This is a genomic window from Bradyrhizobium pachyrhizi (assembly GCF_001189245.1).
GTDB classification, from domain to species: domain Bacteria; phylum Pseudomonadota; class Alphaproteobacteria; order Rhizobiales; family Xanthobacteraceae; genus Bradyrhizobium; species Bradyrhizobium pachyrhizi.
Genome location: NZ_LFIQ01000039.1, coordinates 26,756 through 42,912 on the forward strand (window position 1 = coordinate 26,756; position 16,157 = coordinate 42,912).

The window sequence follows — 16,157 nt, forward strand, 5'->3', positions numbered from 1 at the left end:
AAGACCTCTTCGCGCTCTTCCTTCGTCCGATCTGCCACAGCACCAGATTCCAGACGATGCAGGTGGCGAGCGCGCAGCAGAGGCCGATCGGCGAGCCGAATTGCAGCACCGCGACGTGCAGCACCGCAATGCCGAGACCGAAGCCCATCAGGCCCCAGGCGCTGTTGGCGAGCACGGCGGCGGTTGCGGGACCGCCGATCCGCGGATGCAGGATCAGCATCATCGAGGAGAATACGATCGGAAACAGCGCCATCACGCCGGTGACGCGCGGGCCGACCCAGCCTGACGCCGTGACCACGGTGCCGACCAGGCTCGCGACCAGCGCGGCGCGCAGCGGAATGTCGTACCAGCGCCGCGCGATCAGCGGCATTTTCGCGACGTGCCGGTAGGGCCGGAGCAGCGGGATGCAGATCGCAAAGGTGATGGCGTTGACGATCAGCCCGGCGGCGAGCGACCACTCGAACTGACGGATGATGGTGGCGAGCACCAGCCACACGGCGATCGCGCTGCCCGCGCTGATCCACATGCTGAAGCGCTGCGCCAGCACGGCGTAGGTCAGGCCCATATAGATCGTGGCGGCGTTGACCGGCAGGCTCGCCAGCGCGCCCTCGGCGATGAAGGCGGCGTCATGGTCGAGCGCGAGGAAGGTATAGGACGGCCCGGCCGAGATCGGCAGGGTTGCGACCAGCGCGCCGATCACCGGCCCCGACCGCTCCGTGATGATGGACGCGCTGACCACGAATGCGGCCGCAACCGCCATGCGCAGCACGAGGATCAGGACGAAGTGGAGTTCGGGGGACATTTGTTCCGTCGTCCCGGCGAAGGCCGGGATCCATAACCACGACTGTTCGTGTGGAACGAAAGCCGTCGGACAGCACGGCTTGAACCGATGGGACACGGCGTATGGACCCCGGCTTTCGCCGGGGCGACGCGCTAAACCCGCTGCATCGTGACCGAAACCTTCGGGCCGTTCTTGATGGTCTGATAGACCACGCAATAGCGCTCGGTGAGTTTCAGCAAGAGATCGAGCTTGTCCTGCGGCGCGTCGGTGCCGATCTCGAAGCGGAGGCGGATCTCGCGGAAGCCGACCGGGGTCTCCTTGTCGACGCCGAGCGTGCCCCGGAAATCGAGATCGCCCTCGGCGAAGACATTGCCGGGCTTCAGCGGCACGTCGATCGCGGTGGCGACCGATTTCAGCGTGACGCCGGCGCAGGCGACCAGCGCTTCCAGCAGCATGTCGCCGGAGCAAAGCTCGAGCCCGGAGCCGCCGGTAGCGGGGTGGAGGCCGGCGATCGCGAGCGCACGGCCCGTCTCGACCTTGCAGGAAATGCCTTCGCTCTCGGTGGAGCCCTTGGCCTTCAGCGTGATCACGGCGGTCTGGGGATCGGTCTTGTAGCGCTCCTTGATCGGAGCCTGCATTGCGCGGAGTTCGGCGGCGTCCATGGTCTTATCTCCCGGCTATTCTTCTTTATGCCGATGTAAGGCCTTAACGAGCCGATGTCACCACCACATCGCCTCGCCGGCGCTGGATTTGTCGGTGACGTCCCGCACCGAACGGTCGAGCGAGCGGTCGAGCGCGGTCAGCACGCGGCGCTTGAAAGTGTCGAACAGCTCCGATTTGCGGTCGCGCGGCCGCGCCAGGTTGATGGTGATCTCCTCGAACAGCCGGCCCGGCCGCGGCCGCATCACCAGCACGCGGTCGGCGAGCACCACGGCCTCGTCCACGTCATGGGTGACCAGGATCAGGGTCGGCCGCGTGTCGGCCCACAGATCGAGCAGATGATCCTGCAGATCGCGCCGCGTGAAGGCATCGAGCGCCGAGAACGGCTCGTCGAGTAGCAGCACTTCGGGCTGCGGCACCAGCGCGCGGGCGATCGCGACCCGCTGCGCCTGGCCGCCGGACAATTCGCGCGGCCAGGCCGCGGCCTTGTCGGCAAGGCCGACGCGGGCGAGCGCCGCCACGACGCGCGCGCGCCTCGCCTCGGCCGGAAGGTCGGCGAGGCCGAAGCCGATATTGTCGGCGACGCTGAGCCAGGGCAGCAGCCGCGGCTCCTGGAAGATGATCCCGATCTTGGCGTGCGGCGACGTGATCACCGCATTGTCGAGCGTCACGCTGCCTGTGCTGGCATGGTCGAGGCCGGCGATGGCGCGCAGCAGCGTCGACTTGCCGCAACCGGAGCCGCCGATGATCGCGATGATCTCGCCAGGTGCAATCTCGGCTGAGAACCGCTCCAGCGCGTGGACGCCGTTCGGATAGGTCTTGCCGACTTCCTTGAGCGCGAGCATCACTGCCCTCCCCGCGCGCCGAACGCGTCCTGCCAGCGCAGCAGCGGCGCGGCGGCGACCTCGATCAGCCAGTCGGTCAACTTGCCGAGGATCGCGAAGATCACGATCGCGGCAAGGATCTGCGCCGGCTTGCCGAGTTGCTGGCCGTCGAGCAGGAGGTAGCCGAGGCCTTCGGAGGCGCCGATCAATTCGGCGGCGACCACGAACATCCAGCCGAGGCCAAGACCGACCCGCAGCGCCACCACATAGGCCGGCAGCACGGCCGGCAACAGGATGCGGCGGATCATGGCCGGTCCGGACAGGCGGAATACGCGCCCGACCTCGACGATCTTGCGGTCGACCGACAGGATCGCGCCCATCACGCCGAGATAGATCGGAAAGAACACGCCGACCGCGATCAGCGCGACCTTCGAGGTCTCGAAAATGCCGAGCCAGAGCACGAACAACGGGACCCAGGCGAGCGAGGGGATCGCGCGCAACGCCTGCACCGTCGGATCGAGCAGCCGCTTGGCGAAATCCCAGTAGCCGGAGATCGCGCCCATGATGGTGCCGGCGACGACGCCGAGCGCAAAGCCCGCGCCGACCCGCCACAGCGTCGCGAGGATATGGCGCGACAGCTCGCCGCTCTTGGCGAGCTCAATGATGGTCTCGAACACCTTTGACGGCGGCGGCACCAGGCGGCCGTTGGAGTAGCCGAGAGAGACGACGAGTTCCCAGCCCAGCGCGAGCGCGACCGGCAGCACGAGCCCGAGCACCGGGCGCGCATAGCGCGACGACCGCGCCGGCGCCGCAGGCGGCACGGCCGTCTGTTTCAGCACGGGCACGTCAACGGTCATGGCCATAGCAAGAACTATTCTTCCGGCGGGATTGCAAGGTGGAGCCAGTCCAACTCCATCCACGTCGTACCGGGCAAGCCAACGGGTCGGCGCGAAGCGCCGCCCGATGACAGGCTCGGCGCGACCCGGGACCGATAACCACAGGACGTGGTGATTGGGACAGCTGGGGTCACAGTTTTGTCCAACAACAAAGCCCTGTGGTTATGGGTCCCGGCTTTCGCCGGGACGACGGAGGTTGGCTTGACGACGGCGGTTAGTTGGTGGGCAGCGGGACCTGATCGTCGATCAACGAGTCCAGCGCGGCCTTGACGTCGGTCTTGGCGTCGATCACGCCCGCCTGCTGCAAGGCGAGGCCGGCGGCGAGAATCGATTCGCGCTGGGCGCTACCGATTCGGCTGTGGGTCAGCTCGGTGCGTTCCTTGAGCTGCTTGTCGACCACGGCGTCCGGTAGCTTGGTGACCGCGATGAAGGTCTTCTTCAGCTCGTCATAGTTGGCCAGCGAATATTTCCGCGCTTCCTCGTACGTCGCGAGCACGCGGCGGACGATATCCGGATGCGCCTTCAGGAACTCCTCGCGCACATTGAGGATGCCCCAGGTGTTGGCTTCCGCCTTGCGGTAGAACAGTTTTGCGCCGTCCTCGACCTCCGCCTGCGCCATCATCGGATCGAGGCCGGCCCAGGCGTCGACATCGCCGCGGATCAACGCGGTCTTGCCGTCGGCGTGCTGCAACAGCACCGGCGTGATGTCCTTTTCGGTGAGGCCGGCGCCGAGCAGCGCACGAACCAGGAAGATGTGCGGATCGGTGCCACGCGTCACCGCCACGCGCTTGCCCTTGAGGTCGGCGACGGACGCGATCCTGGAGTCCTTGGTTGCGACCAGGGCGGTCCATTCGGGACGCGAATAGACATAGATCGACTTGATCGGGTTGCCGTTGATCTTCGCAACCAGCGCCGCCGAACCCGCCGTCGAGCCGAGATCGATCGAACCGGCGTTGAGGAATTCGAGCGCCTTGTTGGAGCCGGCCGACTGCACCCAGACGATGTTGATGCCGTCCTTGGCGAACTCCTTTTCCAGGAGGCCCTTCTGCTTCAGGACCATCGACACCGGATTGTAGGTCGCCCAGTCGATCCGGATCTCCTTCAGCGTGTCGGCGGCGCGCGCCGCGCCGGGCAGCAAGGTCGAGACCGCGAGCAGCGCAGCGAACGTGCGCCGGGAAAATTTTTGCATTCGTCGCCCCCTCGATCAGAAAAAGAAACAATCTTTTATTTCAATGAGTTAGCCTTGCGGTCAACGAGAAAATCTCTACCCTTTACGAGACGGCGCGAGAACGATCTTGCTCGAAGCGCCGCCATGAGAGCATGGAGCTGCTGTCGTTATACTTTGGTCAGTGACAGCAACGGCTCCGTCCGATATCGGATGAACCTATGGACAGCGTCGTAGCCGAGGCCCGCCCTGAAGCGGATGATCGTTTCGAGACCGAGCGGATCACCGCGGCGGTGAATGCACTCGCCGAACGGCATGCCGGCCGCGAGGACCAGTTCCGCGCCGCGATGGCGCAGCTGCTCAAGGCCGAGCTGATCGCGGCGCGCGCCACGGCGCAGGCGCTGCTGCTCAAGGACCGTCACGGCCGGCGCTGCGCCGAACGGCTCTGCTTCGTGCAGGACGAGATCATTCGCATCCTCTACGCGGCGGCGACCCGCCACCTCTATCACTCGCCGATCCCCTCGGGCGCCGAACGCATGGCCGTGGTCGCGACCGGCGGCTATGGCCGCGGGCTGATGGCGCCGGAGTCCGACATCGATCTGTTGTTCATCCTGCCCTACAAGCAGACCGCCTGGGGCGAACAGGTCGCCGAAGCCATTCTCTATTGCCTCTGGGACATGGGGCTGAAGGTCGGCCACGCCACGCGCTCGGTCGATGAATCGATCCGTCAGGCGCGCGGCGACATGACGATCCGCACCGCGATCCTGGAGACGCGCTTCCTGACCGGCGACCAGCCGCTTTATGACGAACTGGTCGAGCGCTTCGACAAGGAGGTGGTGCAGGGCACCGCGTCGGAATTCGTCACCGCCAAGCTCGCCGAGCGCGAGGAGCGGCATCGCCGCGCCGGCCAGTCGCGCTACCTGGTCGAGCCTAACGTCAAGGACGGCAAGGGCGGCCTGCGCGACCTGCATACGCTGTTCTGGATCGCCAAATACGTCTACCGCGTGCGCGAGACCGACGAGCTGCTGGAACGCGGCGTGTTCGACGCGCAGGAATACCGCACCTTCCGGCGCTGCGCCGACTTCCTGTGGTCGGTGCGCTGCAACCTGCACTTCTTCGCCGGACGCGCCGAGGAGCGGCTGTCGTTCGACATGCAGCGCGAGATCGCGGTTCGCCTCGGCTACACCTCGCATCCCGGCATGCAGGACGTCGAGCGCTTCATGAAGCACTACTTCCTGATCGCGAAAGACGTCGGCGACCTCACCGCGATCCTGTGCGCCAAGCTCGAGGAAGAGCACAACAAGCCGGCACCGGTGCTGAGCCGGATGGTGGCGCGGCTGCGGCCCGGCGCCAAGCGCCGGCGGGTTAACGGCAGCGACGACTTCATCGTCGACAACAACCGCATCAACCTCGCCGCGCCCGACGTGTTCAAGCACGATCCGGTCAACCTGATCCGGATCTTCCGCCTCGCGCAGCAGAACAACCTCGCCTTCCATCCCGACGCGATGCGCACGGTGACGCGCTCGCTGAAGCTGATCAACACCCAGCTGCGCGAGAACGACGAAGCCAACCGCCTGTTCATGGAGATCCTGACCTCCGACAATGCGGAGATCGTGCTGCGGCGGATGAACGAGACCGGCGTGCTCGGCCAATTCATCCGCGCCTTCGGCAAGATCGTGTCGATGATGCAGTTCAACATGTACCACCACTACACGGTGGACGAGCATTTGCTTCGCTGCATCGGCTTCCTGCAGGACATCGAGCGCGGCGGCAACGAGGAGTTCACGGTCGCCAGCGACCTGTTTCGCAAGATCCGCCCCGAGCACCGCTCGGTGATCTATATCGCGACGCTGCTGCACGACATCGCCAAGGGCCGGCCGGAAGACCATTCGATCGCCGGCGCCAAGGTGGCGCGGCGGCTGTGCCCGCGGCTCGGCTTCTCGGCGGCCGACACCGAGCTGGTGGCGTGGCTGATCGAGGAGCATTTGACGATGTCGACGGTGGCGCAATCGCGCGACCTGTCGGACCGCAAGACCATCGAGAATTTCGCCGCCGTGGTGCAGTCGGTCGAGCAGATGAAGCTGCTCACGATCCTGACCACGGCCGACATCCGCGGCGTCGGCCCGGGCGTGTGGAACGGCTGGAAGGCGCAGCTGGTGCGCACGCTGTATTACGAGACCGAGCCGGTGCTGACCGGCGGCTTCTCCGAGGTCAACCGCGCCCAGCGCATCGCGGTGGCGCAAGCCGAATTCCGCCGCGCCTTCACCGAATGGCCGGAGGCGGAGCTCAATGCCTATATCGGCCGGCATTATCCGGCCTACTGGCTCAAGGTCGAGCTGGCGCGCAAGATCCGCCAGGCCCGCTTCATCCGCGCCAGCGAGCAGGCCGGCCACAAGCTCGCGATCAATGTCGGCTTCGACGAGGTCCGCGCCGTCACCGAGCTGACGATCCTGGCGACCGACCATCCCTGGCTGTTGTCGATCATCGCGGGTGCCTGCGCGTCGGCCGGCGCCAACATCGTCGACGCCCAGATCTACACCACGACCGACGGCCGCGCGCTCGACACCATCTCGATCTCGCGCGAATACGATCGCGACGAGGACGAGGGCCGCCGCGCCACCCGAATTGGCGAGATGATCGAGCACGTGCTGGAAGGCAAGCTGCGGCTGCCCGAAGCGGTTGCCAAGCGCACCGTGCGCAGCAAGGCGCGGCCGTTCATCGTCGAGCCCGAGGTGACCATCAACAACCAGTGGTCCGACCGCTACACCGTGATCGAGGTCTCCGGCCTCGACCGGCCCGGCCTGCTCTACCAGCTCACCACCGCGATCTCGAAGCTCAACCTCAACATCGCCTCGGCCCATGTCGCGACCTTCGGCGAGCGCGCCCGCGACGTGTTCTATGTCACCGACCTGCTCGGTGCCCAGATCACGGCGCCGACCCGGCAGGCCGCGATCAAGAGCGCGCTGCTGCATCTGCTCGCGAGCGAGGACCAGGCCGCGAAGCCGGCGGCGTAGCCACCCGTCATTCCGGGGCAGCCCGCAGGGCTGAACCCGGAATCTCGAGATTCCGGGTTCGATGCTCCGCATCGCCCCGGAATGACCTATCGTACTTAACCGAACAGCCGCATCAGCAGGGCCTTGCCGACCGGCGCCGCGCGCACGCCGTGGAAGGCGCGGACATATTCGCCGGCATAGAATGCGCGCACGACATTGACCCGCGTCGCCACCGCGTCCTCGAAGCGGACGCCGAAGCCGTCGCGGGTGCGCCGGACCACGGTCGCGGCGACGTTCTGTCCGTAGACATTGCATTTGATCAAGGAACCGATGGCGGGCGGGACGGGATCGATGAAGCGCGCGCCCGAGATCGAGATGTCGGCCATCCGGATCAAGCGCATCTCGCTGTCCTGATGGATCAGGATCGGCTCGTCGCGTTCGAAGCGCTCGGCCTTGCGGCGCCGCGGCTGCTCGATGCAGATGAAGCACACGATCGCGAGCACGATGCAATTGTACAGGCTCCAGGCCAGCGCCAGCCCGCCATAGGCTATGCTGTCGCCGCGCAGATGCAGGATGAAGGCATAGGCGATCGCCAGCAGCGTGATCAGCAGGGCGGCGCCATAGAGCCGCAGCAGCGGCCATTCGATGAAGCGGCGGTTGCGGTCGCCGCCCTTGGCCGTCACCTTGAATTTGTGGCCCTGCGGCCTGGCGAGGCCGGTCACGACCGCCTTCAACACCGCCGGCGCCGCGATGTATTGCGACACGTCGGTCATGATCGCAAGCGAGCGGCCGCGCGAGATCCAGGCCATCGTGAAGGCGTGCCAGACATAGAACGGCAAAAAATATTTCAGCAGCTCGAACAGGTCGGCATGGACCGCCTTGATCCCGAACAGCAGATAAAGCCACGGCACGACCAGGCCGAAAACCTTGGTGCCGTAGACCGCCGCCCAGCTCATGAAGGCGTCGACCAGCGACAGCCGATCCATGAAGGCAAGCTTCGATCGCCGCGAGAACGGACCGCTGCGGCCCCGGAAGATCTGCATGAAGCCGAGACACCAGCGCCCGCGCTGCGTGATGTATTCTTTCAGTCCCTCCGGCGCGAGGCCGATGGTCAGGCGCTCGTTCAGATAGACCGTGCGCAGCCCTTTCTCCTTCAGACGCAGTGTGACGAGGTAATCCTCCGTCACCGAGTCGGTCGGGAAGCCACCGATCTGCATCAGGCCGGAGAAACGGATCAGCGATGAGGTGCCGCAGCAGAATGCCGTGTCCCAGGCATCCTTGGCCGGCATCAGGATATCGAAGAAGAAGCGCTGTTCGTCGGGCCACACATCGGTCGCCGCGAGATTGGTCTGGATCGGATCCGGGTTGATGAAGTGCTGCGGCGTCTGCACGACGCCGACGCTGCCGTCCTGCATCAGGCTCATCGCCCGGGTCAGGAAGTCCGGCATCGGGACGAAATCCGCATCGAGGATCGAGATGAACTCCGGCCGCTCAGCCAGCCCGGACGCGTGCTGGAGCGCATGATTGATGTTGCCGGCCTTGGCGTGGCGGTTGTCCGGACGGGTCAGATAGTTGCAGCCGAGCTCCTGGGCGAGCCGGCGCAGCCAGAGCCTGCGCCCATCGTCGAGCACCCAGACGCGATAATTGGGATAGTTGAGCCCGGTCGCGCCGATGATGGTGCGCTCCAGGATCGCCTTCTCCTCATTGTAGGTGCAGATAAAGACGTCGACGAGCGGCGCGTTTGCGGGCAACTTCGATCGGCGCAGGTTTGCATTGACCTCAGGCGAACGGTCGATCGTGCGGCTGAGAAACAGCAGCGACAGGCACACCGCGATCATCGAGGCCGCTTCGGCCAGCATGAAGGGATAGCCAACCAACGCATCTGCGGTGAGGCCCGGCGGCGGCAGGGTGTGGGTCACCCGCCACGCGAAATAGTGGACCAAGAGGACGAACGACATGCCCGTCATCATGACGCGGGCCAGGGTCTGCTCGCGATGGAGCAAGGGCAGGATTGCAAGACAGGCGCCGAAGGCGACCAGCCCGGGCGCAAATGCCGCCATCATGACTTTGCCGCGTCCGCGTTGAACACCACGCGTCCGGTGCGGCCGACCGCGCAATCCTTGCCCGTGGTGTCGAGCGCCGGCATCGAGACCGTCACGCGATACGGCTCCTTGTTCAACGCATCCGGATTGATCGCAAGGTTCGCGGGCGCGCCCGACGCGCCGGTGAGATTGACGATCTCGCCCTGGAGCGCGGCGCTGCCGTCGTTCGGCTCGAAGCTCGCCTGCTCGCCGAGTTTCAGACCGTTGTAGACGCTCTCGGTGACGTTTGCCGTGACCACCGCGCCGCTGCAATCGAGCAGCTTGAGCAAGGGCTGCCCGGCCCTGACGTCCTCACCGGGCGCCGTCATCATCTCCCAGATGCGCCCTCCGACCGGCGCCTTGATGTCGGCTTCCGCCCGGTTGACGTAGTGCAGCTGCTCGGCGGCGATCTCGTGGGTCAGCCAGTCGATCTCGGCATCGGCATGCGCCAGATCGGCACGCAGATCGCTGACGCGCTGGCGCATCTCCTCCTCGCGCTGCACGGAGCTCGGCCTGTCGTTGTAGCTGTCGCCCAGATAGGTGCCGTTCCTTGCGGCGGTGAGCTCGACCTTGGCGGCGTCGAGACGCCGACGAGCACCGATTTCGGTCTGCTGGGAGATCGCCTGCTCGCGCGTCAGGCGGGCCATTTCGACCGTCGACACGCTGCCCGACTTGATCAGCGACGACGCCCGCTCGACGGCGGCCACGGCCTCCTCCCGCCGTGCGGCGGCGGCCTCGATCGCGGTCTGGATTTCGGCGATCCGGGCCTCGAGCTGGAGGATGCGGCCGTCACGGAACTGGCCGGCCTGGCGGGCAAGATCCTGTTGCGCCGTCTCGGCGGCCGCAAGCTTGGCGGCGAGACTCGGGCGCTCATTTTCCAGCCGCGACATCTGCCGCCGCAGATCGTCGAGCCGGGCGCGATCGCCGCGCGCGTTGACGACGTGAAGGATCGTATCGCCCTCGCGAACCACGCTGAGCTGCGTGGATTTTTGCGGCTTCGCGCTCACGGTGCCGTCGATCGGCGAGCGCAAGGTCACGATCCTGGCATTGACCACGGCCTCGACGCTCGAGGTCTGCAACACGGCCTTGAGCGGCAGCCATCCGAAAACGGCGACGATGGCAAGGCCAATGCCGACCTTGAGCAGGCGGCGAACCATGCGGCCCGAGCCTGCGGGCGCTTCGGGATGGGGACTGCTATCGCTGACCGGCTCGTCATGCGCCGGCTGCAGCCGCTCCTGCAAATCGCGCTGCAATCCTCGCGCGCCCTCGGCTTCATCCCTGGTGACGGAACTATTGTCTTCGGGAAACGGCTTGGGCTGCTGTGCCTGATTCATGATGACCGGCCCCTGATCTGTCAGTGCGCGAACCAACGCACAGCTCTGCGGAGCGATGCCGTTGGCGGACAGATCCAATAATCAGGTGCTTCAAAAGCTGCTAAAGCGAACCGGGCATCTTTCGAAAAAATTGCTGCAATTTGCCGAGGTCGGGAGCCCGGCACGGGAGCCGCGCCGTCGACCTGCTCCACCCATCATTCCGGTGCGCCATTGCGCAGCTGAGGGCGTCTGCAGAACTGAGCCCGGAATCCATCAGAGCCGGGGCTAGGCGGGGAATGGATTCCGGGCTCTCACGGAGGCTGTGATCGGACCCGTGTTGCGCGACCCAGGCGTGAGCAGCCAGCGCTTCGGTCCCGGCAGCCTGCCGGACTTGGAATTCAGGGCCGGCTACCGCCCTGAATCCGGCACGTCGAACTGCGGCTGCAGCGCCGCCAGGCTCGCTCCCAGCAAGGCGAGGTAGCTGGCCTGACAGACCACGACGCCCAGATCGAATGCGTCCAGCAGATCGATCCACGGGTTGTCGGCCGGCGTGCTTGCTGTTTGTTTGCCACCCTCGATAACGGAAGGCTGGAAGCTGCGATCGCGTCTCTGGGGCCTCGCCTCGTGGTCGACGTCGTCGGAGCAAACGATCAGATGCAGGCGCGCGCTGGGCATTTCAATCTCCGTCTCTGATAGGCGATTGCTGAACCCCGGAAACCTCTACCGTCATCGAGTTACCCATCAAGCGTAGTCACCGGGATGGAGCGGGCCATTGAACGGAGGTTGATCCGACCGTTACATTCGGTGGGGATGACTCATACTTGAGTTTAGCTCGCAACCTGGACCTGAGCGCGCTCGATGGCTTCGCTTTCTGCGCGATCTAGCGGGTGTGGACCGCCAAAAAGGCCGGCGCGATCCCGTCCGGGCGGCAAGAAAGCTGCTAATATGCAGTCCGTTGGGAGGGCGGCGTTGTCGCCGCTGATGGTAGCAGTCACCTAGCGACGCAGCGCGGCCCATGATGATGGCCAAGTGCTGGTGCTGCCGATGATCCGCGACCCGACCACGAAGTCCTGGTCGGCCGAGCAATGGCTGCTCGGCGGCATGGTGCTGGCCTTGGCTGCAACCTGCATCGGGCTGTTGCTTGGTCCGCAGCCGGCGGCTTCCGTCCATCTGGTTGCCCTGGCGCTGCTCGTCGCGTCGCTTACCGCCGCACTGCTGATGATCCGTCTGGTGGGCCGCTCGCAAAGGCGGATGGAGGCCATGTTGCGTGGCCGAGCCAGCAGCGAGGAGCGCGCGATGGAGGCGCTGCGCAACAGCGAAGCGCAATGGAAGGAGGTATTCGAACACAACCCGGTCATGTACTTCATGGTCGACGCAACGGGCCTCGTGCTGTCGGTCAACACGTTCGGCGCGGCACAGCTGGGCTACACCGTCGACGAACTGCTCGGACAATCCGTGCTGCGGGTCTTTGCCGCCGAAGATCGCGACATGGTCCAGCGCAACGTCGCGGCATGCCTCGACAACATCGGCCAGACCCACAATTGGGAAATCCGGAAGGTCCGCAAGGACGGTTCAAGGATTTGGGTTCGTGAAAACGCCAAGGCGGTGCGGCGGCTGAACGATCAGCTGATCGTGCTGATCGCATGCGAGGACATCACCGAGCGCAAGCAGGCCGAAAATGCGCTGCAGCAGAGTGAAATGTACCTGACCGAAGCCCAGCGATTGAGCCACACCGGCAGCTTCGGCTGGCACGTTGCCAGCGGCGAGATCATCTGGTCGGAAGAGACGTTCAGGATCTTCGAATTCGACAGAGCTCCTTCCATCACACATGCCACGGTCCTGCAGCGCGTCCATCCGGACGATCGCGCCCGCATGCGGCGGACCATCGACCGCGCCTCGCTCGACGGCACAGACTTCGAGCACGGCTATCGATTGCTGATGCCCAGTGGGGCGATCAAATTTGTTCACGCTAGGGCGCATGCGGTGACGAACCTTTCGGGCGGCACCGAATTCGTCGGAGCGGTCACCGACGTGACCGCCCGCAAGCGAGCCGAGGCGGAATTGCACGAAGCGCAGACCAACCTCGCGCACGTCACGCGCGTGACGGCGCTCGGCGAGCTCGCCGCATCGATCGCCCATGAAGTGAACCAGCCGCTTGCCGCCGTGGTCACCAATGCCGCGGCATGCCTGCGGTGGCTCAACCGGGCGGCCCCCGATCTGAACGAAGCCCGCGGCGCGGTCAGGTCGATCATCAGCGACGGCAACCGGGCGGGCGAGGTCATCCAGCGCGTCCGCGCGATGGTGAACAAGACGACCGATCAGAAGGCGCCGCTCGACGTCAATGAGGTCATCAACCAGGTGATCGGCCTGGTGCAGCATGAACTGCAGCGCCACCACGTATCCTTGCAACTCGACCTCGCTCCCGCGCTCCCGTCTGTCGTCGCCGACCGTATCCAGCTGCAGCAGGTCATCCTCAACCTGGTCCTCAACGGCATCGAGGCCATGCAGTCGGTCACGGACCGGCCGCGGGAACTGGTGATCCGGACGCGCCATGACGAGGCCGGGCAGATCGTGGTCACGGTCTCCGATAGTGGCGTCGGGATCGCGAGCGAGAACGCCGAACGACTGTTCGACGCGTTCTACACCACCAAGGCCAGCGGCATGGGAATGGGGCTGTCGATCTGCCGATCGATCGTCGAAGCCCACCGAGGCCGCCTGTCCGTGACCGCAAATATCGGCCCCGGCGCGACGTTCCAGTTCACCTTGCCACTGCACGAAGAGGATCATGCATGGTGACCGGGCGCGCGGCATCGCCTTCTGGTCTGGCAAACGCCGAAGATCCCATCGTCTTCGTCGTCGACGACGACGCATCCGTGCGTGACGCGCTGAGCAATCTGTTCCGATCCGTCGGCTTGCGGACCGCAGCATTCGGCTCGGCGCATGAATTTCTGCAGCGCAAGCCCCCGGATGTCCCGAGCTGCCTGATCCTCGACATCAGGCTGCCCCGGCTCAGCGGCCTCGACTTTCAGGGAGAGCTGGCGAAGGCGGGCATCGATATTCCGATCATCTTCATGACCGGCCACGGCGATATCCCGATGACGGTCAGGGCCATGAAGGCCGGCGCTGTGGACTTCCTGACCAAGCCATTTCGCGATCAGGACATGCTGGATGCCGTCACGACGGCGATCGAGCGCGACAGGAACCGTCGCGATGAGGCCAAGGTTCTTGCAAACCTGCGCGCCGCCTTCGCGACCCTGACGCCGCGTGAACGCCAGGTGATGACGCTCGTCACGGCGGGGTTGATGAACAAGCAGGTCGCCGCCGAAATCGGCGTGGCCGAGATCACGGTGAAGATACACCGCGGGCACATCATGCGGAAAATGGCGGCGAAGTCGTTACCCGATCTGGTCAGGATGGCACAGATGCTCCAGATCGGACCGGCAGCCGGCGGGGCGCAAACCTAAGTATGATTCTCCGGCCCCGATTGGCGACGCAGTGTGGTCCCCACATGATGCACACGCCAGAGGCCCTTCCGGCCCGGGAAAACCTCCTTGCCCAACCCGCCCGTGATATCGATCATCGACGATGACATGTCGGTTCGCACCGCGACCGACAATCTCGTCAGATCGCTGGGCTACGCGGTCGAGACCTACGCGTCGGCCGAGGAATTTCTGCACTCGCCCCGCCTGAATGACACATCCTGCGTGATCGCAGATGTCAGGATGCCGGCCATGAGCGGGCTCGACCTGCAGAGCCACCTCATTGCCAGCGGACGCCGCTTTCCGTTCATTTTCGTCACGGCGTTCTCGGTCGAAAGCGATCGCGTCCGGGCGCTGAAGGCTGGAGCGATCTGCTTTCTGAGCAAGCCCTGCGACGGGGACGTCCTGATCAAATGCCTCGATACCGCCCTCGCGCAGCACAGCGCGGCGCCGGGTGCGTGAGTTGGATCAGCCATCACCAGGCCGGCTATACGCAAGGATGATGCCACAAAACATCTGGACAAGTTGCGCATCGACGGCGGCGCCGCGAGAGTTCGCATCGTCGTCCTTCGGGAAGATCGACGGCAAGGACAGCACCAGACATTTTGATTGGCAAATGGCAATTCCTCGGAGGGAGGTCGCCATGCGTTCGGAACCGCGCTGCGCCCAGTGTGACAGCGAAGACCCCAAGATCATCTGTTTGCGAAATCCGGCGGGCGAACGCTACTGCGGACGCCTCTGCCTCTACAAAGGCCAGGAGGACTTCATCCGCTGGCTTTGGCGCGCGAATGCGGAGGCAGCGTCATGACAGCTCGTTGCGGAAATCCGGCGTGCAAACGGCCTTTCGGGCTGATCCGGCACAACTGGTATTTCGAGCAATTCTGCTCGACGAAATGCCGCGAGACCCACAAGCGGCAGCTGGAGCGCAACAAGGCCTATTGGAAGTGGCTGTATCCCTTCCCCAGAACCGGCGCCCCATCGAAAAAGGCGATCTGACGACGTCGGCCAATAGCGCGCGAGGAGTCTCACATGACGACGGTCGATGCGATGCTGGTGGGAGCGATACTCGCGTGGGTGCATTCGCTCGTTGTGTTCCTCTATATCGTGCGCGATCTGCGCAAGATGCCCAGCGAAGATCTCGACTGATCGCCGCACCGGCGGTCGAAGCGGGTCGTTCTGTTGTGGTCTTGACGCGCTTCCTCACGCGAACCGGTTCCCACTCCAAACGCTCTAGAGCGCGATGAGAGTGGGTCGAATCGTCATCGCGCTTTAGCTCTGTGTTTGATCATGATCTTTTCGGAAAACCGCTCCGCACTTTTCCGGATCATGCTCTAGACCTCCACGCCTTCGTGGCGCAGCAGCCAGCGCTTGCGCTCCAGCCCGCCGCCATATTTGACCAGTGAGCCGTTGGCGCCAATCAGGCGGTGGCAGGGCACGACGACGCTGATCGGATTGGAGCCGTTGGCATGGCCGACCGCGCGCATCGCATTCGGCGCGTTCAGCTTCGCCGCCAGCGCGCCGTAGCTCATGGTGGTGCCGTGTGGAATGTTCGGCAGCGCGTGCCAGACCTTCTGCTGGAACGGCGTGCCGGCGACGCGCCATTCGACATCGGTGAGACGATTGAGATCGCCGTTGAAGTAATCGCCGAGCGCCTTGCGCATCGCAGCCGGCGCGCGGCCGTCCCGCAGCGTCACGGCGCCATAATGCAGCCGCAGCAGGTCGAGCATGCGCGCTTCATAATCGTCCCAGTCGAGCGCGCGCAGCACGCCGTCGTCATCGGTCACCAGCAGCGCGGTGCCGATCGGGGTCTTGAGGCGGTCGAGGTTGAAGGTCTGTGGAGTCCTGCGGTCGGCCATTGTCATATCTCGGGCAAGCAGATCGGTCGGCATACAATTCACCGCCCGCATGCTAGCGTCCACCCGAATTCCGGTAAGGAGCGTTTTCGAGCGAAGCGGACACCGGTTC

Annotated in this window: 14 protein-coding genes; 5 read left to right on the plus strand and 9 right to left on the minus strand. The window is 65.0% G+C overall.

The genetic code is table 11. From position 1 onward, the window contains the following. The 5 genes from AKL29_RS40325 to AKL29_RS04995 all read right to left on the minus strand — a co-directional run. Positions 1 to 802: hypothetical protein (locus AKL29_RS40325; RefSeq protein WP_082190492.1), on the minus strand; the 802-nt coding region annotated here is incomplete at its 3' end. A gap of 131 nt (positions 803 to 933) precedes the next feature. Then, positions 934 to 1,443, minus strand: coding sequence for an OsmC family protein (locus tag AKL29_RS04980; RefSeq protein ID WP_028337990.1), 510 nt, complete (start codon positions 1,441 to 1,443; stop codon positions 934 to 936). Between the two features lie 57 nt (positions 1,444 to 1,500). Further along, positions 1,501 to 2,286 (minus strand): ABC transporter ATP-binding protein, encoded by a 786-nt coding sequence (locus AKL29_RS04985; RefSeq protein ID WP_050383342.1) that lies wholly within the window; start codon positions 2,284 to 2,286, stop codon positions 1,501 to 1,503. Continuing rightward, positions 2,286 to 3,122, minus strand: a complete 837-nt coding sequence (locus AKL29_RS04990) for an ABC transporter permease (protein ID WP_028337992.1) — start codon at positions 3,120 to 3,122, stop codon at positions 2,286 to 2,288. The genes AKL29_RS04985 and AKL29_RS04990 overlap by 1 nt, the downstream gene beginning before the upstream one ends. A gap of 253 nt (positions 3,123 to 3,375) precedes the next feature. After that, the gene (locus AKL29_RS04995; protein ID WP_028337993.1) at positions 3,376 to 4,350 is read right to left on the minus strand and encodes an aliphatic sulfonate ABC transporter substrate-binding protein; all 975 of its coding nucleotides are present in this window, start codon (positions 4,348 to 4,350) and stop codon (positions 3,376 to 3,378) included. A 197-nt stretch (positions 4,351 to 4,547) separates the two neighbouring features. Here AKL29_RS04995 and AKL29_RS05000 point away from each other — a divergent pair, with 197 nt between their 5' ends. Then, positions 4,548 to 7,340 (plus strand): [protein-PII] uridylyltransferase, encoded by a 2,793-nt coding sequence (locus tag AKL29_RS05000; RefSeq protein WP_028337994.1) that lies wholly within the window; start codon positions 4,548 to 4,550, stop codon positions 7,338 to 7,340. A 95-nt stretch (positions 7,341 to 7,435) separates the two neighbouring features. Here the strand turns inward: AKL29_RS05000 and AKL29_RS05005 are convergent, their stop codons facing one another. From AKL29_RS05005 to AKL29_RS05015, 3 genes are all read right to left on the minus strand, one after another. Continuing rightward, a complete protein-coding gene (locus AKL29_RS05005; RefSeq protein WP_050383343.1) occupies positions 7,436 to 9,382 on the minus strand; it encodes a glycosyltransferase in 1,947 nt (648 codons plus the stop codon). Then, positions 9,379 to 10,734: an HlyD family secretion protein gene (locus tag AKL29_RS05010; RefSeq protein ID WP_244481763.1), complete on the minus strand. Its 1,356-nt coding sequence runs from the start codon at positions 10,732 to 10,734 to the stop codon at positions 9,379 to 9,381. The genes AKL29_RS05005 and AKL29_RS05010 overlap by 4 nt, the downstream gene beginning before the upstream one ends. Before the next feature lie 387 nt (positions 10,735 to 11,121). Further along, the gene (locus AKL29_RS05015) at positions 11,122 to 11,388 is read right to left on the minus strand and encodes a hypothetical protein (protein WP_050383345.1); all 267 of its coding nucleotides are present in this window, start codon (positions 11,386 to 11,388) and stop codon (positions 11,122 to 11,124) included. A gap of 354 nt (positions 11,389 to 11,742) precedes the next feature. On the opposite strand from AKL29_RS05015, the gene AKL29_RS05020 reads away from it, so the two are divergent. From AKL29_RS05020 to AKL29_RS05040, 4 genes are all read left to right on the plus strand, one after another. Next, positions 11,743 to 13,509: a PAS domain-containing sensor histidine kinase gene (locus tag AKL29_RS05020; protein WP_244481764.1), complete on the plus strand. Its 1,767-nt coding sequence runs from the start codon at positions 11,743 to 11,745 to the stop codon at positions 13,507 to 13,509. Then, positions 13,503 to 14,177, plus strand: coding sequence for a response regulator transcription factor (locus tag AKL29_RS05025; RefSeq protein WP_050383346.1), 675 nt, complete (start codon positions 13,503 to 13,505; stop codon positions 14,175 to 14,177). Before AKL29_RS05020 ends, AKL29_RS05025 begins: the two co-directional genes overlap by 7 nt. An 87-nt stretch (positions 14,178 to 14,264) precedes the next feature. Beyond that, positions 14,265 to 14,654, plus strand: coding sequence for a response regulator transcription factor (locus AKL29_RS05030; RefSeq protein WP_157342526.1), 390 nt, complete (start codon positions 14,265 to 14,267; stop codon positions 14,652 to 14,654). A gap of 342 nt (positions 14,655 to 14,996) precedes the next feature. After that, on the plus strand, positions 14,997 to 15,188 hold the full coding sequence (locus tag AKL29_RS05040; RefSeq protein WP_028338000.1) for a hypothetical protein: 192 nt from the start codon (positions 14,997 to 14,999) through the stop codon (positions 15,186 to 15,188). A 335-nt stretch (positions 15,189 to 15,523) separates the two neighbouring features. Here AKL29_RS05040 and AKL29_RS05045 read toward each other — a convergent pair whose 3' ends face one another. Further along, complete coding sequence (locus AKL29_RS05045; protein WP_152977441.1) at positions 15,524 to 16,048, minus strand: methylated-DNA--[protein]-cysteine S-methyltransferase; 525 nt, start codon at positions 16,046 to 16,048, stop codon at positions 15,524 to 15,526. Positions 16,049 to 16,157: the final 109 nt, after the last annotated feature.